Source organism: Streptomyces sp. LZ34 (assembly GCF_053890475.1).
In genome coordinates this window covers 5,068,325-5,089,101 of the sequence record NZ_CM132680.1, presented here as the reverse complement: position 1 = coordinate 5,089,101, position 20,777 = coordinate 5,068,325, and the positions used below count along the sequence as shown (strand labels likewise).

The 20,777-nt window shown below is 71.2% G+C and carries 17 protein-coding genes; 9 read left to right on the top strand and 8 right to left on the bottom strand.

Translation table 11 applies throughout. From position 1 onward, the window contains the following. Window positions 1-4: 4 nt before the first annotated feature. Window positions 5-1,621 (bottom strand): N-acyl-D-amino-acid deacylase family protein, encoded by a 1,617-nt coding sequence (locus ACWY4P_RS20115; RefSeq protein ID WP_456211923.1) that lies wholly within the window; start codon window positions 1,619-1,621, stop codon window positions 5-7. A gap of 412 nt (window positions 1,622-2,033) precedes the next feature. Next, window positions 2,034-3,341, bottom strand: coding sequence for an amino acid deaminase (locus ACWY4P_RS20110; protein ID WP_456211922.1), 1,308 nt, complete (start codon window positions 3,339-3,341; stop codon window positions 2,034-2,036). 181 nt (window positions 3,342-3,522) lie between these two features. Here ACWY4P_RS20110 and ACWY4P_RS20105 point away from each other — a divergent pair, with 181 nt between their 5' ends. From ACWY4P_RS20105 to ACWY4P_RS20090, 4 genes are all read left to right on the top strand, one after another. Further along, a complete protein-coding gene (locus ACWY4P_RS20105) occupies window positions 3,523-4,551 on the top strand; it encodes a sugar kinase (protein WP_456212992.1) in 1,029 nt (342 codons plus the stop codon). Beyond that, window positions 4,548-5,321 (top strand): IclR family transcriptional regulator, encoded by a 774-nt coding sequence (locus ACWY4P_RS20100; protein WP_456211921.1) that lies wholly within the window; start codon window positions 4,548-4,550, stop codon window positions 5,319-5,321. Before ACWY4P_RS20105 ends, ACWY4P_RS20100 begins: the two co-directional genes overlap by 4 nt. 24 nt (window positions 5,322-5,345) lie before the next feature. Continuing rightward, window positions 5,346-5,759: a RidA family protein gene (locus ACWY4P_RS20095; protein ID WP_456211920.1), complete on the top strand. Its 414-nt coding sequence runs from the start codon at window positions 5,346-5,348 to the stop codon at window positions 5,757-5,759. Window positions 5,760-5,939: 180 nt separating this feature from the next. After that, entirely contained in the window at window positions 5,940-7,412 is a 1,473-nt protein-coding gene (locus tag ACWY4P_RS20090; RefSeq protein ID WP_456211919.1) for a GntP family permease, read from the top strand. 118 nt (window positions 7,413-7,530) lie between these two features. Here the strand turns inward: ACWY4P_RS20090 and ACWY4P_RS20085 are convergent, their stop codons facing one another. Both ACWY4P_RS20085 and sigJ read right to left on the bottom strand, forming a co-directional pair. After that, on the bottom strand, window positions 7,531-9,393 hold the full coding sequence (locus ACWY4P_RS20085; protein ID WP_456211918.1) for a protein kinase domain-containing protein: 1,863 nt from the start codon (window positions 9,391-9,393) through the stop codon (window positions 7,531-7,533). Window positions 9,394-9,774: 381 nt separating this feature from the next. Continuing rightward, window positions 9,775-10,728 carry an RNA polymerase sigma factor SigJ gene (gene sigJ / locus ACWY4P_RS20080; RefSeq protein WP_456211917.1) on the bottom strand — a complete coding sequence of 318 codons (954 nt, stop codon included), beginning with the start codon at window positions 10,726-10,728 and terminating at the stop codon, window positions 9,775-9,777. 171 nt (window positions 10,729-10,899) lie between these two features. Between sigJ and ACWY4P_RS20075 the strand changes: the two genes are divergently transcribed. Next, window positions 10,900-11,277: a hypothetical protein gene (locus ACWY4P_RS20075; RefSeq protein ID WP_456211916.1), complete on the top strand. Its 378-nt coding sequence runs from the start codon at window positions 10,900-10,902 to the stop codon at window positions 11,275-11,277. 4 nt (window positions 11,278-11,281) lie between these two features. Here ACWY4P_RS20075 and ACWY4P_RS20070 read toward each other — a convergent pair whose 3' ends face one another. Further along, window positions 11,282-11,995 carry a cation transporter gene (locus tag ACWY4P_RS20070; protein ID WP_456212991.1) on the bottom strand — a complete coding sequence of 238 codons (714 nt, stop codon included), beginning with the start codon at window positions 11,993-11,995 and terminating at the stop codon, window positions 11,282-11,284. Then, window positions 11,995-12,330: an ArsR/SmtB family transcription factor gene (locus ACWY4P_RS20065; protein WP_456211915.1), complete on the bottom strand. Its 336-nt coding sequence runs from the start codon at window positions 12,328-12,330 to the stop codon at window positions 11,995-11,997. Before ACWY4P_RS20065 ends, ACWY4P_RS20070 begins: the two co-directional genes overlap by 1 nt. Before the next feature lie 155 nt (window positions 12,331-12,485). Here ACWY4P_RS20065 and ACWY4P_RS20060 point away from each other — a divergent pair, with 155 nt between their 5' ends. Continuing rightward, window positions 12,486-13,154 carry a HEAT repeat domain-containing protein gene (locus ACWY4P_RS20060; RefSeq protein ID WP_456211914.1) on the top strand — a complete coding sequence of 223 codons (669 nt, stop codon included), beginning with the start codon at window positions 12,486-12,488 and terminating at the stop codon, window positions 13,152-13,154. Between the two features lie 6 nt (window positions 13,155-13,160). After that, entirely contained in the window at window positions 13,161-14,174 is a 1,014-nt protein-coding gene (locus ACWY4P_RS20055) for a MerR family transcriptional regulator (RefSeq protein ID WP_456211913.1), read from the top strand. Window positions 14,175-14,249: 75 nt separating this feature from the next. Here the strand turns inward: ACWY4P_RS20055 and ACWY4P_RS20050 are convergent, their stop codons facing one another. Continuing rightward, entirely contained in the window at window positions 14,250-15,617 is a 1,368-nt protein-coding gene (locus tag ACWY4P_RS20050; protein ID WP_456211912.1) for a M14 family metallopeptidase, read from the bottom strand. Between the two features lie 180 nt (window positions 15,618-15,797). Here ACWY4P_RS20050 and ACWY4P_RS20045 point away from each other — a divergent pair, with 180 nt between their 5' ends. Together ACWY4P_RS20045 and ACWY4P_RS20040 are read left to right on the top strand one after the other, a co-directional pair. Further along, a complete protein-coding gene (locus ACWY4P_RS20045) occupies window positions 15,798-16,640 on the top strand; it encodes a S1 family peptidase (RefSeq protein ID WP_456211911.1) in 843 nt (280 codons plus the stop codon). A gap of 138 nt (window positions 16,641-16,778) precedes the next feature. Further along, entirely contained in the window at window positions 16,779-18,080 is a 1,302-nt protein-coding gene (locus tag ACWY4P_RS20040) for an alpha/beta hydrolase family protein (RefSeq protein ID WP_456211910.1), read from the top strand. A 38-nt stretch (window positions 18,081-18,118) separates the two neighbouring features. On the opposite strand, the gene ACWY4P_RS20035 is transcribed toward ACWY4P_RS20040, so the two are convergent. Next, window positions 18,119-20,719: a hypothetical protein gene (locus tag ACWY4P_RS20035; protein ID WP_456211909.1), complete on the bottom strand. Its 2,601-nt coding sequence runs from the start codon at window positions 20,717-20,719 to the stop codon at window positions 18,119-18,121. Between the last annotated feature and the right edge of the window lie 58 nt (window positions 20,720-20,777).

Here is a 20,777-nt window from a genome sequence, read left to right as displayed (position 1 = left end):
GAACTCAGCCCGTCCGCGTACGCCGCACCGAGCGCCCCGCCAGGACATCCGTACGCCGCCCGTCCTCGATGACGAAGCGGCCGTCGACGAGCACATGCGGGATCCCGGTGGGGAGGGTGCGCGGGGACTCGAAGGTGGAGCCCGCGGCGACCGTGTCCGGGTCGAAGAGGACGAGGTCGGCGCGGTAGCCCTCGCGGACCAGGCCCCGGTCGGGGAGGCGGAGGCGGGCCGCGGGGCGCGCGGTGAGGTGGGCCACGCACTCCTCCAGGGACAGCACGCCCAACTCGCGTACGTAGCGGCCCAGGTACTGGGGGAAGGTTCCGTACGCGCGGGGGTGCGGCTTGGCGCCCTGCAAGATGCCGTCGCTGCCGCCCGTGTGGACCGGGTGCTTCATGATCGCCTGGACGTTCTCCTCGTGCCCGACGTGCTGAAGGATCGTCGAGCCGAGCCGGTCCGCCAGTAGCAGCCGGCGCGCGGTGTCCCACGGCGCCTCGCCGCGGTCGCGCGCCGACTGGGCGACCGTCTTGCCGACGTACGCCGCCAGGGCCGGGTCGCTGACCCCCGAGATCTCGATGGTGTCCCACTCGATGGGCACGCCATGACACCCGTCGGCCCCCTCCTCCTCCAGGACCTGCCGGATGCGCTCCGCGCTCGCCTCGTCCCGGAGCCGGTCGAGGGTGGCTCGCGGGCCGCCCTCGGCGGCCCAGCTCGGCAGCATCGCGGCGAGCGTGGTGCAGCCAGGGAGGTAGGGGTAGGTGTCCAGGGTGATGTCGGCGCCCTCGGCGAGGGCCCGGTCCAGCAGCGCGAGCAGTTCGGGGGCGCGGCCCTTGTTCACGCCGAAGTTCATGGTCGCGTGCGCGAGGTGCAGCGCGCAGCCCGCCTCGCGGGTGAGGGCCACCATCTCCTCGTACGCCCGCAGGGCGCCCGCGCCGTACGAGCGGTGGTGCGGGCAGTAGTAGCCGCCGTACGCCGCGACGACGCGGCACAGCTCGGTGAGCTCGGCGTCGGACGCGTACATCCCGGGCGTGTACGTGAGCCCGGACGACAGCCCGACCGCCCCCTGCTCCAGCCCCTCCGCGACCAGCCGCTTCATCCGCTCGACCTCGTCCGGGGCGGCGTCCCGGTCCGCCCAGCCGACCGCGAGCATGCGGACGGTGCCCTGGGGGATCAGGTACGCGGCGTTGACCGCGATGCCCTGGCCGTCGAAGCCGTGGTCGAGGCGGTCCAGGAACCCGCCGACGGTGCGCCAGCTGAAGTCGATGTCGGAGCCGTCGCCGTTCCAGCCGGTGATGGCCGTGCGGACCTCGGCGAGGGTGCGGTCGTCGACGGGCGCGTACGACAGGCCGTCCTGGCCGATCACCTCCAAGGTCACGCCCTGCGCGGCCTTGGCGGAGTGGTCCGGGTCGCGCAGCAGCGCGAGGTCGCTGTGCGCGTGCATGTCGATGAACCCGGGCGCCAGCACGAGCCCGCCCGCCTCCAAGACCCGCCGCCCCGCAGGGCGCGGCCCGGCGCCCTCCGGCACGATCTGGGTGATCCGTCCGCCGTCGACGGCGACGTCCGCCCGGAAACGGGCGCCGCCGCTGCCGTCGGCGACTTGCGCGTCACGGATGACCAGGTCCATGTCGGTGCGTCTCCCTCTGCGTGTCGGTCCGCGCGTTGCGCGCGCTGTGTCCCCCACCCGCCCGCCCGTTGGTTGGGGGAAGCCCCCAAGCCCCCGCGCCGCGGGCCGCCGGCCCCCCGGCGAGGGCTTCGCCCCGCCGGGCCCGGGGGTGTGGGGCGGGCTTCGCCATCCTGGGGCGGGCCGGAGCCCGGCCCAGGGTCCGGCCTTGCGCCGGGGCGGAGCCCCGCACCCACGGTCCCGCACTGCGGGGCCTGGCGGCCGGGCGGCGGCTCGGCGGGCCCTGGCCTGGCGGCCTCGGGCAGGGCCTTGGCCGTGCGGCTCCGGCGCCGACCTCGCCCCACCGGGGCCCGGGGCGGGGCCCCGGTGGGGGTGTGGGGCGGAGCTCCACAGTGCGGGCGGGCGGGTGGGTGGGTCAGAAGAACGTGCGGATGTAGTCCGTGACCGTGCCGTCCGCCTCGGCCACCGGGATCAGCTGCCACTTGTCGAAGCTCGTGCACGGGTGGGAGAGGCCGAGGCCCACCCAGTCGCCGACCTCCAGGCGCGTGCCCTCCTCGACCGCGAGCCAGGCGTGCTGGTCGGACAGGCCGGTGACGGTGAGGCCGGTGGCGGGGCGCTCGGTGCCGTCCAGGGAGCGGATGAGCTGCGGCTCGGGCAGGTCGAGGTCGTAGGCCGCGTCCCGCTTGCCCGCGTTGAGGAAGGCCTGGCCCGGTTCGGGGCGGGAGACGACCTGGGCCCAGAGGCGGAAGGCGGGGTGCAGGGCGCCCTCGTCGGGGATGCGGTTGAAGGGGGTGATGTGGCGGTAGTGGCCGTCGTCGTGGGAGACGTACGCGCCGGAGCGCAGCAGCTTCAGCACCGGGCCGGACAGCTTCGGCAACTCCCCGAAGACGTCCGCGACCGCGTCGAACCACGCGCTGCCGCCCGCGCTGACCACGATCTCGTCCGCGTCCGCGAACCGGCCCTCCCCGTCGAAGGCGACGGCCAGCGCGGTGAGCCGGCGCAGCCACGCCCGTACCCGCTCGCCGTCCGGCTTCGGCACCTCGCCCTCGTAGCCGGCGACCCCGACGAGGCGGAGGGTGTCGGTGTCGGCCACCGCGTCGGCGACGGCCGTGCAGTCGGCCTCCGTACGGGCGCCGGTGCGGGCGCCGGGGCCCGCGCCGAGTTCGACGACGACGTCGAGGGGGCGGCGGGCGCCCGCCGCCCGCAGGGCCGCGTCCATCAGCTCGACGCCGCGCGGGGAGTCGACGTACGCGATGAAGCGGAAGCCGGGGTCGGCGTCCAGCTCGCGGGCGAGCCAGCCGAGTGCGGCGGCGTCCACGATCTCGTTGGCGAGGAAGATCCGCTGGATGCCGAAGGCGCGGTAGAGGCGCACGTGGGTGGGGACGGCGGCGGTGATGCCCCAGGCGCCGTGGGCGAGTTGGCGCTCGAAGAGCTGGGGGGCGAGGGAGGTCTTGCCGTGCGGGGCGAAGGCCAGTCCGTGGGTGGCGGAGTAGCGCTCCATGACGGCGAGGTTGTGCTCCAGGGCCTCGGCGGACAGCACCAGGACGGGGGTGGTGAAGCCGCCGGTGAACAGGGAGCGGCGCTCGGCGGCCAGCTCGCCGACCGTGCGGCCTTCGGCGCTCGGGGGCAGCCCCTTGAAGCGGTGGTCGACGCGCTCGCGGGCGAGGCGCCCGACGGGTGAGGCGGGCGTGTCGGCGGCGTGGTCGGCGTGGTCGGCGGCCATGGAGCCTCCCGTGAAGATCCTTGGTTGCAATATGTGCAACGCTCATTGCGTATGGCGCTTATGGGTGTCTAACATCCCGCCGAGCACCGGGTCAACGGTCCGCGCCAGACCTCAGCCAGCAAGGAGCCACCGCCTCGTGTCTGTAGACCTCCACGCCGACGTCGTCTGCCTCGGCGAGTCGATGGTCACCTTCGTGCCGTCCCGCCCGGGCCGGCTCGCCGATGTGCCGGCGTTCTCGCGGGGGATCGGCGGTGCGGAGTCCAACGTCGCCTGCTCGCTCGCGCGCGTCGGGCACACCGCCCGGTGGATCAGCCGCGTCGGCGCGGACGGCTTTGGAGACCACCTGGTCGCGGAGATCGCCGCCGCGGGCGTGGACGTCTCGTACGTCCGGCGCGACCCGGACCGGCCCACCGGCATCTACTTCCGTACGGCGGGGGAGCGGGCCCTCGGCGAGGAGGCCGAAGGCGAGGAGGGCGAAGGCGAGGAGCCACGCTCCGAGGTCGTCTACTACCGGGCCGGGTCCGCCGCCGCGGCCATGTCCCCGCGCCTGGTGCCCAGGGAACAGACCTGGTCGGGCCGCGTCCTCCACCTCACCGGGATCACCGCGGCGCTCTCCGACGACTGCCGCGCCCTGATGCGGGAGCTGACGACCCGCGCGCCGGGCCGCCCCCTCGTCTCGTTCGACGTCAACTACCGCACGGCGCTGTGGCGCCGCCGGGACAGCGGGCGTCTTCTGGAGCTCGCCCGCGGCTGCGACCTCGTCTTCGTCGGCGAGGACGAGGCCGCGGCCGCCTGGGGGCTGCGCGGCGCGGAGGCGGTCCGGGCGGCCCTGCCCGAGCCGGAGGTGCTGGTGGTGAAGCAGGGGAGCGCGGGCGCCACGGCGTACGCCCGGCGGCCGGACGGCGGCGACACGGTCACCTTCGAACCGGCCCTGGACGTGGAGGTGGTCGCGTCCGTCGGGGCGGGGGACGCCTTCGCCGCCGGGTTTCTGTCGGGCACCCTGCGCGGCCTGCCCGTCGCGGAGCGGCTGCGGCACGGCCACCTCATGGCGGCCGCCGCCCTCACCGTCCCCGGCGACCTGGGCACCCCGCCGTCCCGCGAGCGCGCCGACCGCCTGGTCGCCCTCGACGCCGGCGCGTGGGGCACACTGCGACTCGGCCCCGGCTGGACGGACGCCGGGACCGTACGCGCGGAGGTGCCCCACCCATGAGCCAGACCGTCGACCGAGCGCTGAGCATCCTGCCGCTGCTGGCGGAGGGCCCGGCCAACCTGGAGCAGGTGGCCACGCGGCTCGGCGTGCACAAGACGACCGCGCTGCGGCTGCTGCGCACCCTGCACGAGCACGGCATGGTCTACCGCCAGCAGGACCAGCGCTACCGGCTCGGCGCCCGCCTCTTCGCGCTCGCGCAGCAGGCCGTGGAGAACCTGGACGTGCGCGAGATCGCCCACCCGTATCTCGTCGAGCTCAACGAGCGGTGCGGGCACACCGTCCACCTCGCCGTGTACGAGGAGAACGAGGTCCTCTACATCGACAAGGTGGAGAGCCGCTACCCGGTCCGGATGTACTCGCGGATCGGCAAGCCCGTCGCGATCACCGTCGCCGCGGTCGCCAAGCTGCTGCTGGCCGACCTGCCCGAGGCGGAGCGGCGCGCGGTGGCCGAGCGGCTTCAGTACCCCGCGTACACCCCGCGCTCCACCCCGAACGCCGCCGCCTTCCTCAAGGAGCTGGCGACCGTACGGGAGCAGGGCTGGGCCACCGACCTCGGTGGCCACGAGGAGTCGATCAACTGTGTCGGGGCACCCATCCGGGGGGCGGACGGGCGGGTGGTCGCCGCGTGTTCTGTCTCCGCGCCGAATGTCGTGGTCTCCGCCGACGAACTGCTCGCGCTGCTGCCGCTGGTGCGCCGTACCGCGGACGCGATCAGCCGCGAGTACTCCGGAAGCGCCCCGCCCGACGAGCCGGACCCCAACCACAAGTAACCGACGGACAAGCCAAGGAATCCCATGAGCGAGAAGCTTCAGAAGATCGCGATCACCCCGGAGACCCACACCGCGCCCCCCGCCAAGTTCTCGCACGGCGTCAAGAAGGGCAGCGTCCTCCAGGTCGCCGGGCAGGTCGGCTTCGGCCCGGCGGTCCCGGGCCAGGCGCCCACCCCCGTCGGGCCGACGCTGCGCGAGCAGACCCTCCAGACCCTGCGCAATGTGCAGGCCGTCCTGGAGGCGGGCGGGGCGAGCTGGGAGGACGCGGTGATGGTGCGCGTCTACCTCACCGACACCGCCCACTTCGCCGAATTCAACGAGATCTACAACGAGTTCTTCGCGGACCTGAAGGAGGCCCCGGCGGCCCGTACGACCGTCTACGTCGGCCTTCCCGCCGGGCTGCTCGTCGAGATCGACGCGCTCGCCGTCCTCGGCTGACGGCCCTGTGGTGGGCGGGGCGGCCCCTGCGCCCCGCCCACCACGGTCCCCTCGCGCTCCCCGCCACCGTCGTCGGAAACAGCCTTCTGAACCTCCGCACCCGCACCCGCCCCCATTCCCCCCGCGCACGCGGCCCCCCGCCGCGCGGCGATCCTCCCTACCCGAAAACCGGAGCCCCCTATGCCGCTCACGGCCGCCCCCGCTCCCGAGACCCCACCCCACACCGGTGGTCTCCTCGCGATCATCGACGGCACCGCCGGTCTGCTGACCGTCGCCGCCCTCGGCATCGCTCTGCTCCTCTTCCTCATCATCAAGGCCCGGCTACAGCCCTTCGTGGCGCTGCTGGGCGTGTCCATCGCGGTGGGCCTGGCCGCCGGCCTTTCGGTCACCGAACTCTTCGGCACGGTCCAGAGGTCCGACGCCGTCTCGCTCATCGAGTCCGGCATGGGCGGCATCCTCGGCCACATAGCCATCATCATCGGCCTGGGCACCATGCTCGGCGCGATCCTCGAAGTCTCCGGCGGCGCCGAGGCGCTGAGCTCCCGGCTGCTCGGCCTCTTCGGCGAGAAGCGCGCGCCGCTCGCGATGGGCCTGACCGGACTGATCTTCGGCATACCCGTCTTCTTCGACGTCGGCATCTTCGTGCTCGCGCCGATCGTCTACGCGGCCGCCAAGCGCAGCGGCAAGTCGATCGTGCTGTACGCGATGCCGCTGCTGGCCGGCCTGTCCATGACCCACGCCTTCCTGCCCCCGCACCCCGGCCCGGTGGCCGCGGCCGGGCTGCTCCACGTGGACCTGGGCTGGGTCATCCTGATGGGCATCCTCGTCGGTGTCCCCTCCGTGCTCGCCGCCTGGGCGTACGCCGCGTGGATCGGCAACCGGCTCTTCGTCCCCGTGCCGCAGGACATGGTCGAGGCGGCCGAGGAGGCCAAGGAGGCCGTCGCCGCCGAGCAGCGCGCCGCGGGCACCACGCCTGCGGAGCGGCCGGTTCCGGTCTCCACCGTTCTCGCGATCATCGGCACCCCGCTGGTCCTCATCCTCTGCGCGACCTTCTCCTCCATCGCGCTGGACCCCAGCACCGGCCGCTCGGTGATCGAGTTCTTCGGCCACCCCTTCGTGGCGCTGACCATCGCCCTGCTGCTGGCCTACTACCTGCTGGGCATCCGGCGCGGCTGGTCCCGCAAGTCCCTGGAGACCGTGTCGACCGCCTCCCTCAAGCCGATCGGCAACATCCTGCTCGTCGTGGGCGCGGGCGGCGTCTTCGGCGCGGTGCTCAAGGGCAGCGGCGTGGCCCAGGCGCTCGCCGACGCCTTCGACAGCGCGGGCCTGCCGGTCATCCTGCTGGCCTGGCTGATCTCGGTGGTGCTGCGCGTCGCGCAGGGCTCGGCGACGGTCGCGATCGTCACCACCGCGGGGATCGTCTCCCCGATGCTGACCGAGGGCCACTACTCGCAGGCCCACCTGGCGCTGGTCATCATGGCCATCTCGGCGGGCTCGATCTTCGCCTCGCACGTCAACGACGGCGGGTTCTGGATGGTCGCGAAGTACTTCGGCATCTCCGAGCGGGACACGCTCAAGTCCTGGACCGTGCTGGAGTCGGTGCTGTCGGTGGCAGGGTTCGTGGTCGCGGGGCTGCTGAGCCTGGTCATCTAGGGCAACGCCGTTTCGGGGGGATGCCCTCGGGCGGCTGGAGGCGTAGACTGCTCCCTTGCCTCAGCGCCCCTCTCTGCCACAGCCGAGAGGGGCGCTCCAGGGCCGGGACATCAGCTGCCTATGGTGCGGCGGCAGTCCAGCTCTGATCGTCGCCTTCATCGCATTCGCTCGTCTGCAGTTGATAGCCGTTCTCCAAAGGGGAGTTGGCGTCTTCCAGGCAGAGACGAGTCTTCATGTTGTGCAGAGTGGCATTGTCGCCGGAGATATCCCATCGCTGATAATCGCCGTCATTGCATCCATACGTGTACACCTCGCCGGATTCGTTGCTGTCCAAGCAGAGATCAGTCGCCACATCACGCAGTTCGAACTCTTCCCCGGAGATATTCCACTTCCCGTCCTCGCTCCCATTGTCGGAGCAGTCGCCCAAGCGTGGACCACCGGAGCCGCTGCCGCTCAAGCAGAGATCAGCCGCCACATTGCGCAGCACGGAACTGTCGCCGGAGATGTTCCACTTCTGGCGGTCGGTGCTATCGCATTCGATCGTGCGCAGCTTGCCGTCGTTGTCGCCGTCCAGGCAGCGATCAGTCGCCGCATTGCGCAGTACAGACTTGTTGGATATGTTCCACTTCTGCTGATCGGTGCGATCGCATGTGGACATGCTCAGCTCACCGGCATCGTCACTGCCCATGCACGTATCGCTTACCGCATCACGCAGGCTGAACGCCTTCCCGGACGCAGTCCATTTCTGGTAACCGCCACCATTGCAATCGAATGCGTAAGCTTCTTCGTCGCCGTTACTGTCCAGACAATGTCCGGTCGCCGCGTTGGTGAATATTTTTACGGTCGAGTCCAATGCTTTTGGGGGTGACGCGGTCTTCGACGGGGGGTTCGCGGGGGAGGTCTTTTCCTGTGAGGTCTCCTGCGACGGGGTTTTCTGCGATGAGGATTTCTGCGAGGTGTGCGGGGAGGCGCCGTCGTTCTTGTCGTCGCCTCGGTTCGGGAGCCAGATGAGGGCGGCGGCGACGGCGACCGCGGCGACGGCGAGCGCTGCAAGGCCTGTTACCAGTCGGCGCCTCCTGGGATTCCCTGGCCGCGCCCCGGATTGCGGGTCGTAGACGGTTCTCGGGGGTATGGGCGGCGAGGAGGGCGTCTGGGCCGACGGCTGAGGTGGCGTGAGTGACGTGGGTGGCGAGGGCTCGGGAAGGTAGGCCGGGGGCAGCCATCCGGCGGTCGGAAGCACCTCGGCGATGCCGAGCTCGGCTCCGGCGTTCCGGCAGAGGGTCACCACCTCGGCGGGCGTGGGCCGCGCCGCGGGGTCCTTCGCCAGGCAGCGGCTGATGACGGGCCGTAACTCGTCCGGGCAGGCGGTGAGATCCGGCTCCTCGCGATCGATGCGGTAGAGCATGGCCGTGGTCGGCCCCTCCCCGAAGGGGTGGGCGCCGGTGGCGGCGACGTGGGCGGTCAGGCCGAGCGCGAAGACATCGATGGCCGGGGTCACCGGAGCGGCACCCCTGATCTGTTCCGGGGCCATGTACGCAGGGGTGCCGATGCGCATGTCCGTGCCGGTCAGCGGAGTGGCCTCGGTGGCCCGTGCGATCCCGAAGTCGATGACCGCCGGGCCGTCCGGCGCCAGGATGACATTCCCCGGCTTGAGATCCCGGTGGGTGATGTGCAGGGCGTGGATGGCCTCCAGGGCGTGGGCGACGCCCGCGATCAGCCGCAGGGCCGCGATTGTCGGCAGCGGCCCGTGCGTATCCACCGCCGGCGCGAGCGGGAGGCCCGGGACATACTCGGTGGCCAGCCAGGGCAGGGGCCCTCCGGTGTTGCTGTCCACAACGGGCACGATGTACCGGCCCCGCACCTGTCGGCTGGCGCGCACCTCCTGCTCGAACCGCCGCCGGAACTTCGGGTCCGCGGCGAACTCGGGATGCACCATCTTCAGGGCGATCGGCTGCCCGCCCCGTGTGGCGGAGAGGAACACCGTCCCCATTCCTCCTGCCCCCAGCCGCCCTTGGAGCGCGTAACCCGCAATGTCACGCGGATCTCCCGGATTCAGCGGCCGAATTCCCACCACGCGATCTCCTCCACCTCAACACGCTAGGCATTCGAGTGACTACGCACGGCCAGCCAACTGCCGTACGACCAGCCTGACTCGACGTGAATACTCCCAGACTCCGGGGACATGACCGCCGTGCCCACAGTCACGAACTACGCACCGTTGGATGGTGCGTCGAGCAGCCCCCAACGTGACGAAGGCCCCCGGTCAGGGGGCCGCTCGCTTGGCTGGTCGGGTGTTTGGGTGGGTCAGGTGGTGGCCAGGTGGTGGCCAGATGGTGGGGAACTCCGCGCGCGTGACGCCGGGTCAGCTCTGTCCGTTCTCGGTCCACGGACGGAGTTTCTCCGGGTTGCGGATCGCCCAGATGCGAGTGATGCGGCCGCCGGTGACGCTGAACGCCGCCACGGTCACGGTGACGCCGGCGTGCTGGGCGACCAGGCCGGGCTGGCCGTTGACCGTCCGCTCCAGGAGCGTCAGCCCAGGGGCTTTGCCGGCGATGTGGATCAGGTACTGGGCGATGCGCTCGCTGCCCTCGACCGGGCGGAGGACGGCGCCGACCAGTCCGCCGCCGTCGGCGGTCATCGTGGCGTCGGGGTCGAGGAGGTCGACGAGGGCCTCGATGTCCCCGGCCTCCCACGCCTCTTTGAAATGCCGCACCAGACCGGCCTGCCCGGCCGTCGGAACCGCCGGATCCCGCGCGGCGCGAATACGTCGACGGGCCGAGGACGCCAGCTGCCGGCAGGCCGCCGGCGTCCGGCCGACGATCTCGGCGACCTCGGCGAAGGGGTACCGGAAGACGTCGTGCAGGATGAACGCCACGCGTTCGGCCGGCGTCATCGACTCCAGTACGACGAGGAAGGCCATGTTCACCGACTCGTCCAGGGTGACCCGGTCGGCGGGGTCGGCCGGCTCGGCCCTGCCGCCGCCCGACGTCCCGCTGATCCACTCCGTACGGTCGGGCAGCGGCTCGGGTATCCATTCGCCGACGTAGCGCTCGCGCCGGACCCGCGCCGAGCCGAGCAGGTCCAGGCAGATGCGGGTGGCCACCGTCGTCAGCCAGGCGCCGGGCGACTCGATGGCCTCCTGCCGCTGCCGCGACATCGCGTACCAGCGGGCGTAGGTCTCCTGCACGGCGTCCTCGGCCTCGGCCAGCGAACCGAGCAGCCGGTAGGCGAGGTTGATCAGCTGGCGCCGCTCGCCGACGATCGCGCTCAGGCCCGGCTCGGACCGGTCATGCCCTGGCTCGGATGGGGTGCTCATGGTGGCGACCGCTCCCTGGCTCTTCTCGTGGATGTCCGCTCTCGCCACTTCGACGAAACACCGCACCGGACTGTGAGGCCGGCGCTTCGCCTCACATTTCGCGGGCCCACGTCGTCGGTCTACCGGGACACTTCCGAGCCACCGCCGCGAGGCGGAAGAGAGGACCGCGCCATGGTCACACAGAGGGCGGCAGGACATCGCGGTCTCACGTTCCTGCGGGTCGCGATCGCCCTGCAGACCTTGGCCGTCTTCTTCCAGGCGGTCACCGCCGGACTGCTGCTGTCCTCGCACCACGGCGAGGTACTGCACAGCGCCGGAGCGCGTGTGATGTACGGCGCATCGATGTTGTACGTGCTCGCCGCGATCCTGGCGTGGCGGCCGGGCGGCGGGGCGCCCCGCCCCATCCTGTACGCGTCGGGCTTCCTCGTGCTCGCTTCGGTGCAGGTGGTGCTGGGCATCGCGCACATGCCGTCGCTCCATGTCCCCCTGGGCGTCCTGATGTTCGGCCTGAGCGTGCTGGCGCTGGGCCAGGTGCTGTCCGCCCGGTGAGCGGTCAGTCGCAGCAGTCGCAGCCGGGGCGGCAGGCACAGGCGTCCCGCTCGGCGCCGACGGACGGGACCGTCGCGGCGGCCTGGGTCGCACAGCAGCCCTTGCCCTGCCAGGCGTCGCGGCCTTCCTTGACCGCGACGGCGGCGATGACCAGGGCGGCGACCGGGTCGGCCCAGGACCAGCCGAGGGTGGCGTTGAGCGCCAGGCCGACCAGGAGCACGGCGGACAGGTACGTGCACAGGAGCGTCTGCTTGGAGTCGGCGACCACGCTGGCGGAGCCGAGTTCGCGGCCGGCGCGGCGCTGGGCGGCGGACAGAAACGGCATGACCGCGAGGGAGAGCGCGGCGAGCACCATGCCGGGGATGGAGTGTTCGGCCGCACCGGTTCCGGCCAGCGCGCGGACGGCATCGACGGTGACGTAGGCGGCGAGCGCGAAGAACGAGACGGCGATGATCCGCAGGGTGGTCTTCTCGCGGGCCTCGCGTACGTGGTGCTCGGCCGCGGAGAACTGCCAGGCGACCGCGGCGGCCGAGGACACCTCGATGACCGAGTCCAGACCGAAGCCGATCAGCGCGGTGGAGGAGGCGAGGGTGCCGGCGGTGATGGCGACGATCGCCTCGATGACGTTGTAGGTGATGGTCGCGGCCACGAGCAGCCGTATCCGGCGGGCGAGCGCATCGCGGCGGGCGGGGGGCGGGCCGAGAGATATCGCGGTTATCAGCAGCACCCTTTGGTCTCGGCATCGACGCAGGTGCGGTCGGTGGCGACGGCCACCACAGCGGTGCGCAGGTCGTCCAGCGCGTGGCCGAGGCGTTCATCGGCGAGCTCGTAGCGGGTGCGGCGGCCGTCGGGCACGGTGGCGACCAGGCCGCAGTCACGCAGGCACGCCAGGTGGTTCGACAGGCGGGTGCGGGAGATGCCGAGGGCGTCGGCGAGCTCGGCGGGGTAGGCGGGGGCGTCGCGCAGGGCGAGCAGGATGCGGCAGCGGATCGGGTCGGCGAGCGCGCGGCCGAACCGGGCCAGCACCTCGATGTCGGAGGCAACAGTCAGCACCCGAACGATAGTACAGCCGTTCCTGAATTCAGGAAATCATGGACTGACTGCCGAGCCCTACCTGTCGACGGCCCGGCCGAGGGCGGCGTGCGGCGAGGCCCGGCTTGACCTTGACACGGTGACAAGGCCTTCACTGCGGCCAGGAGGTGGTCCCGATGACCAGGCCGAAACAGGGCACGGACACGATTCGAGCGCTCCAGGGGCTGGAGGACAGCCGCTCGTCAGTGCGGCTGCGGGCGGCGCTGGCGGTCGGCACGACCCCTGACCCGCGGTTCATCGACAAGCTCATCGAACGATGCGCGATCGAACCCGAGTTCTCTGTGCGCGAAATGCTCACGTGGGCACTCACCCGCCACTCAGCGTCAACGACGGTCCCAGAACTGCTCAATGAACTCCGCGCGGAGCGTGCGCAGGCACGAAGTCAGGCGTTGCACACGCTGTCCAAGATCGGGGATCGGCAAGCGTGGCCGGCGATCACCCGGGCGCTGCTGTCCGACGCCGACGACGAGGTGGCGCGGAGCGCCTGGCGGGCAGCCGTCGTGCTCGTGCCCGAAGGTGAAGAGCCCGAGTTGGCCGCAGTATTGTCGACACAGCTCGGGCGCGGCGAACGTGAGACGCAGCTGAGCCTCAGCCGGGCGCTGATCGCGCTCGGTGAGGTGGTTCTGCCGACTCTGCGCGCTGCGATGACGCATCCCGCCCCTCGCGTGCGCGCACACGCGATCGCCACGGAACGGCTGTTGCGCGACCCGGATGCCGGATTCGAGTTCGCGATCGAGGAGGCGAAGCGCGTCGTAGCCCTCGGCACGACCGGCCAGGAAGGGTGAGGGGCAGTGTTGATCGGTGATGTGGCACGACGGTCCGGGGTAAGCGCCCGCATGCTCAGACATTACGACGCGCTCGGCCTGGTGCGGCCAACGGAACGTACCGACGCCGGCTATCGGGAGTACTCCGGTGAGGACATCCGGCGGATCTTCCATATCGAGAGCCTGCGCTCATTGGGGCTGTCGCTGCGAGAAGTCGGGCGCGCGCTCGATGATCCCGGCTTTACGCCCGCAGAGCTCGTCGACGACCTCATCCGCCAGACGCGAGAACGCATTGCGGGTGAGACGGAGCTGCTCACGCGACTCCGTCGGATCGGTGCCGCGGAACCCGCCGGTTGGGAGGACGTCCTCCAGATCGTGGCGCTCCTCCAGGCGTTGGGGTCGGAGAGCGCCGGTAAACGCCAGCGCGCGGCCTTGTCCTCGGTTGAAGAGGTTCCGGTGCCGGTGGAGGCACTGGTCGAGGCGGCGCTGAGCGAGACGGACGCGAACGTCGCCGGAGCCCTTCGATGGGCTTTGGCGCAATCGGGCCATGACGGATTGGCGCTGCTGGCGGAGGGCCTCGGCTCACCAGTGGCCGAGGTGCGCAAACGTGCCGTCCAGTCCATCGCTGAGATTCCGAACAGTGAGGCGACCGCCCTGCTGGAGGACGCCCTCGCGAACCCCGACATCGTGGTCCGCAGGTATGCGGCTCTGGCGCTCGGGGCACGTGGGGTAGCCGACGCGGTTCCGACGCTCATCGATATGGTCGTCATGGTCGTCGGGGAGACGAATGACGTCGATGCGGCCGATGCGCTGAGCGCGCTGGCGCGTGATCCCGCGTTGGCGGATCAGATCGCCGCCGGGCTCGTTGCCTGCCTCGCCCACGGCACCGTTGAATCATCCGCACGTCGACGGCTGACACAGGCGCTCGCGGATATCCCGGGGAGCACGGCGTCACGTGCCCTCGAAGACCTGTCACATGACGAAGACCGTGCCGTCGCGCTTACCGCGGCATACATCGTCGGGATGCGCAACGCGCGCTGACAGAACGGCTCAAGGGTGCCGTCCCGGCGGATTCCCCCGCCGGGACGGCGCCCGCGTCGTGCCGTACGGCTCGGCTCAGGCGCAGTACTGCGCTTCCTTGCCGATGGAGCGGTACATGCAGTCCGCGTTCTCCAGGAGCTGGAGCACCGCGTCGCGGTTACGGGAGGTCTCCCGCTCGATCACCTCGTCGGGCGGGTAGAAGCCGCCCGCGCCGCTGGAGCTCGGGTACATCTCGAAGGTGTACGCGAAGACCTTCTGGGTGCCCCACAGCCAGTCGTCGATCGTCCCGTCCGTGATGTACAGCTCGCTCGACTGCTCGGGGGTGTAGCCGTTGCTCGCGGCCATCTTCTTGCCGACCGCGGCGAAGGCGTCGTGGTCGTCCTGCGTCATGCCGGTCGCGGTGTCGTTGTACGTCCAGCCGAACGGCCACAGCACCAGCTCGCTGTAGGTGTGGAAGTCGATGGCGGCCTTGATCTGCTGCTTGCCGCCGACGACGCGGCTGCGCGCGAAGTCCGCGACGACCTTCACCTCGGGGGCGGACTCGGCCTTGGCGCCGCGGTAGGTCTCGGAGCCGGTGGAGCCGGAGGAGCCGCCGCAGCAGCCCCACTTGAAGTCCCAGTTGCGGTTCAGGTCGGTGCCCGCGTTGGAGGAGCCGGAGTTGGGCTGGCGGTTCTTGCGCCAGCTGCGGTAGGAGCCGGTCGCGATGTCGTACTCGCCGCCGTCCGGGTTCACATCCGGGACGATCCAGATCTCACGGCTGTTGACCAGGTTGGTGACCCGGGAGTCGCTGCCGTAGCCCTGGGTGAAATCGCGCACCAGGTAGAGGGCCATCTCGACGGTGAGGTGCTCGCGGGCGTGCTGGTGGGCGGTGAACAGCACCTCGGGCTCGGACTCGTCCGTGGCCACGTTGTCGCTGATCTTGAGCGCGACGATGTCGCGGCCCTCGTACGACTTGCCGATGACCCGCTTGCTCAGGATGCTCGGGTACTTGGCGACCGCGGCGTTGATCTCGGTGTTGGCCTCCGCGTAGTTGTGGTACTTCGCGTCCGCGGAGGGGAAGTCGAAGGGCTGGAGGGCCCGGCCCTCGGTGCGGGCCGGCGGGGTGGCCAGGGGGCTGAGCTCATAGCCGAGCGAGCGCAGCTTACGGGCCTGGGCCGCGTCGGCGGTGACCACCACGGAACGGGCGTCCACCTCGTCGATGGACACTCCGGTGGCGGCGACGGCGCCGCGCTCGGCCGGGGTGGCGGGGCCCGAGATCTCGTACTGCCGCACGCTCTCGTCGGCCGAGGTGTCGGCCGAGGTGTCGGCCGAGGTATCGGCTGTGGCGGCGGCCCTGGGCGCGGAGCCCGGGCCGTCGGCCTGGGCCGCTACGGGCGCCGCGAGGGCGAGGGTCAGCAGGGCGGTGAGGGCGGTGGCCCGTCTGCCGCGGATGCGAAGTCGCATGAATTCTCCTGGGGGGTGTGAGGCGAAGCGACTGCTGCGCCAGTGTTCGGCCATGCGCATGACATGGTCAAGGGTGGGAAATGGTCGAAGCCGAGGGAACATTCGTGCGGCTTCAGGCCGGGCCGCCGCGACGTGACCATCGCGGCGCGGTCCGAAGCCTCGTCATGGGAGGGGAACCACATGCGCAGACCTCTGATCGGCGCGCTGTCCGCGCTGCTGCTGGGCGGCGCGGGCCTCGCGACCGCGGGCGCCGCCCCGGCCGCGGCCGCCCCCGACACGGACCGGGTCAAGGCGGTCGACTTCGCCGGGACCGTGGCGCTGAGCAACTGCTCCGGCTCGGTGGTACGGATGCCGAACTCGGCCGACAGCGACCGGGCGTTCGTGATGTCGAACGGCCACTGCCTGGAGAGCGGTATGCCGGCCGCCGGACAGGTGATCGTCGACAAGGCGTCCACCCGGAGCTTCACCCTGCTCAACAGCTCCGGCAGCGGCGTCGCCACGCTCCGGGCCACCAAGATCGCGTACGCGACGATGACCGACACGGATGTGTCGCTGTACCAGCTGAGCTCGACGTACGCCCAGATCCAGCAGTCGTACGGCATCAAGGCACTGCAACTGTCGGACAGCCACCCGGTCCAGGGCACTGGCATCAATGTGGTCTCCGGCTACTGGAAGAAGATCTACTCCTGCAATATCGACGGGTTTGTCTACCGTCTTAAAGAGGATGAATGGACCTGGAAGGATTCGGTCCGTTACACCTCCGCCTGTAACACGATCGGGGGAACCTCGGGCTCGCCTGTCGTCGACTCCGCCACCGGCAAGGTCGTCGCCATCAACAACACGGGCAACGAGGACGGCGGCCGGTGCACCCTCAACAACCCGTGCGAGGTCGACGCCAACGGGACCGTGACGGTGCGCAAGGGAATCAACTACGCCCAGGAGACCTACGGCATCACCAAGTGCGTCGCCGCGGGCAACAAGATCAACCTGAACCTGGCGGGGTGTGAGCTGCCCAAGCCCTGACCCGCGCACGCGTTCGGCACCCCGGTCCGCCTCGTCGGGATTCCCCGAGGCCGGGCCGGGGGGCTGGCACCAGTGCGTCCCGGGAGCGCCCCGCGCGAGGCTGAGGTCCTGATCACCGATGGGAGAAACGAGGACCTCATGCGCAACACGCCAGGCCGCACCCGATCGAGGCGTACCGGAACGGGTGCCGGGACCGGCACCCGGGCGGCGGCCCTGTGCGCCGCGCTGCTGCTGGCCGGATCCGCCGCCCCGGCCGTGGCCGCCGCTCCCGGAGGGGCGGCGACCGCGGTGGCGTCCGACGAGGCGCGCTCGTCCGGCCGGGGCACCCTGGTCTCCGCCGACTTCCTCTACACGCTGGAGAAACCCGAGGACGTCGCCGCCCTGCTGACCGCCGCCAAGTTCGACGCCGGCACTGTCCGGTACGGCGTCGACGCCTACCGGCTCGTGTACCGCACCGTCGACCCGTACGGTCGGCCCACCACCGCGAGCGGGCTGCTGGTCCTGCCGCGCGGCCGCGAGGGCCGGCTGCGGCCCGTGTCCTTCGCACACGGCACCGGCAGCCACAAGATGGACTCGCCGTCGATGCAGACCGGCGGCTTCCTGCCCGCGCCGCCGATCACCTACGCGTCCGCCGGGTACGCGGGCATCGCCCCCGACTACCTCGGCATGGGTGTTGGCCCGGGACCGCACCCCTGGATGGACGTCCCCTCCGAGACCACCGCGTCCCTGGACCTGCTGCGCGCCGCCCGCGCCTTCGCGCCCCGCACCGGCCGCACCCTGGACCGCGAGGTGGCGGTCACCGGTTTCTCCCAGGGCGCCTCGGCGGCGATGGGGCTGGCCAGGGCCCTGCAGTCGAGTGAGGACCCCTGGTTCCGGCTGGGCGCGCTGGCCCCGGTCAGCGGGGCGTACGACTTCGGCGGCGCGGAGTTGCCCGCGCTGCTCGCCGGTGAGCTCGAACCCAAGTCGAGCGTGCTGTACGCGGCCTACACCCTGGTCGCCTTCAACCGGCTGCACCACCTCTACGACAGCCCGGCCGAGGTGTTCCAGGCGCCGTACGCCGACACCATCGAGGCCCTGTTCGACGGCGCCCACACCGGCCGGCAGCTCATGGAGGGCACCCCGGACACCCTCGACAAGCTGCTCACCGCCCATGGCCGCGACCTGCTCGCCCACCCGACCGGCCCCATGGCCGCCGCCCTGCGCACCACCGACGACGTCTGCGACTGGGTGCCCCGCGTGCCGACCCGCCTCTACATGGCGAGCGGCGACGAGCAGGCGACCGTCACCAACACCGCGCACTGCCGGACCGCGTTCGCCCGCCACGGCGTGGCCGCGCCGGTCGTCGACCTGGGCGCCGTCGACTACAACGGCTCCCGCCACCTGGGCTCCAACGTCCGGGCCACCGCGGCCATCGTGCGCTGGCTCGACGAACTGCGGTAGCCCGACGGAGAGACGGCGGGCCGAGGGTCAGGCGGGCGTCAACACTGGGCCTGGTAGTGGCCTGTGGCGGCGCGCCACAGCGCGGAGAACGCGGCTTTCGGCCGGTCGTTGAAATCATGCGCCGGAAGGTCGCCGAGCAGGTCCAGCACGGCGCTGAGGTGCCCACAGTCCGCGGCCTGCTCGATGAGCTCCACGGTCGGCCTCTGGCGTTTGGCACGCGGCGTCTTGAGCAGCTTGGCGTGCGCTTCGGCGAGGGCCACGATGTCCTCCTCGGTCGGCGTCGGCGGCAGGGACCGCCGCGGGGCGCCGTCGGCGATCGCCTGGGCCCGCTCGTAGTCCTCGTCCGGTATGTACCACGAGTCGGAGAGCCACGAGCGGAGCAGATCGGGCCGGCCGAGCTCGACCAGTGCCTTGATCATGCTCGACGGCCGGTCCCCGGGCGGGACGCACGCTTCCAGGAACTCTTCCGCGATGTCGAGCCGGTCGGTGCTCAGCAGACAGAGCAGCCACGGCTCGGAGCGGAAGCTGTTGAGCCGGTCCTCGGAGGACGTCCATATCGACCGGGCCTCGTCCACGCGCCCGCACTCGGTGAGCGCCCAGATGACCGCGAGACGGTTCTCCCATGGGTTGGTCTCCGGCTCGATGGCATCGCGTGCGCGGGCGAACCACGCGTCGGCGGCGGCCTCGTCGCCCAGGGCCTGGTAGGCGCCGGCCACCGAGGAGGCGACGTTCGCGACGTTGTGCTTTCCGAGGGCAGCCTCCGCCCTCGGCTCGGCGAAGGCGAAGACGGCCCGCGCCTGCTCGGTCCGTCCCGCGCGGGCCAGGATCATGGCCACCTGAGCCGAGGCCGCGACGCGCTCGTCCGTACCGGGTATCGCCTCGAGCAGTTCCGCGGCGCCTTCGGGATCCCCCCGCCGCGCCCGGAGCCGGGCCGCGTCAGTCAGGTACTCGTTCACCGCGAAGTTCCAGTTGCTCCCGAGCTCGGAGACGGAATCCTTCACCGCTGTGAACAGGTCATCCATCGTCGCGGTGTTGGGCGGCGGCCACGCCCCGTCTTCCTGGGCCCTGGCGGGTTCCATCCTCTCCACGTACTCCCGGACGAAGTAGCCGAGACCGTCCTTCCCGAGCCGTTCGGCGGCGGTCCGTACGTCCGGTACGACATCGAGCCCGCCCCACCGCACCGGCCAGGCGAAACGCCGGTCGACCGACCAGGTCAGCACCGCCTCCAGGTCTTCCCTGCGGTCCGGAGGCGCGATGACCACACCCTCCTCGAACGCCGCACACCAGGTGTGGTCGTCCAGGGCGAAGTTCACGTTGCGCTGTTCGAGTACGTAGTCGTCCTCCAGGAGCCGGGGGCCCGGTGGTTCACGGAGGAAGGTGAAGTCGCCCAACTCCCCTCCGGTGTCGGGCCGGCGGAAGGTCACACGGGTCGAGTCCACGGAGACCCGCACCCCGCCCGCGCCGCCCTTCCCCACGGCCGCCTCTGGTTCGTCCTCCTCAGCCGCCCAGCCGACCTGCTTGGTGGCCAGGTCGATGACCAGATCCCGCTTGTGCCGGGCGTCGTACGCGTACAGCCGGGCGCCGTCCCGCGACCAACCGACCCCGTCGTCCAGCCACAGCCCGTCTTCCTCGTGCCCGAATTCCTCGGGAAGCGTCTCGGGCAGCAGATAAGGGTGCGAGGGGGGTGCGTAGCCGGGCAACCAGTACAGATGGCCCGCCTCCAGTGGAACGACACAGCCCTTGATCGAACAGGGGGAGCCGGACGAGATGAACGCGCGCCGCCCGTCGGGCGCCAGCGCCCACGTCGGCGGCCGGCTGGCCCCGTTTGTCACCGACGCGCTGGCCAGCGGATAGGTATTGGTGGTGTGGGTCTCGAACGGGTCGAACACCCCAACCTGGTTGGTGTTGTAGGCGAGCCCGACGCGGGTGCTGTCGGCCGACCACTGGATGGCATCGTCGTAATCGGGCCAGCCGACGCCGCCTTCGATGCGCTGGAGCCTGTTGACGCAGCGGCCACTGGCGACCTCCCAGATCTGCAGCGCACCACCGCGGTGGTAGTCGTCGCCGACCCAGCTTCCGGTGGCCAGATAGCGTCCGCACGGGCTGAGGGCGGACGATTCGATCTCTGTGCTATGGCCGTACGGATGCTGGAGCCGCGTGTCGCCGAGCCCGCGAATCCTGTCGGTCGCGAAGCGGTGCGCCTCGGTGACCCCATGCGTGCGCTCGAACTCCAGCAGCCGGGCCCGGAGCGGCGGCAGGTCCCGCTCGGCTGCGAAGGCGGACCAGTCCGCTTCCTGAAGGACCGTGAGCAGTGCGGCCGGGTCGGCGGCCGACGTCAGCGACGCGTGATCCGCGAAGGTCCCTGCCCCATCGGTGGCGGCCTCCTGGTCCGCCGAGGGCTTGGCCGCCCCCTTGAGTACGGCCCGCAACGCCTTCGCGTCATAGACCGGAATGCCGCGTGTGCTCGCCGCTCCGATCTTGCGGCCTGCGACATCATGCGCGGCGAAGACCAGGTCCGTTCTGTCGGACACCGAACTCGACACCCGCGCGCCCAGCGCCTCCAGTCCGGCCTTCGCCGTAGCCTGCGGCAGCTTGTGGAACCGCCCCATCATGACAATAGATTTTCCCCGTAGATCCATGGCCATGACCGTAAGGCCACCCACTGACGACACGGTTCACCCCAACTCCCCGTCCGAG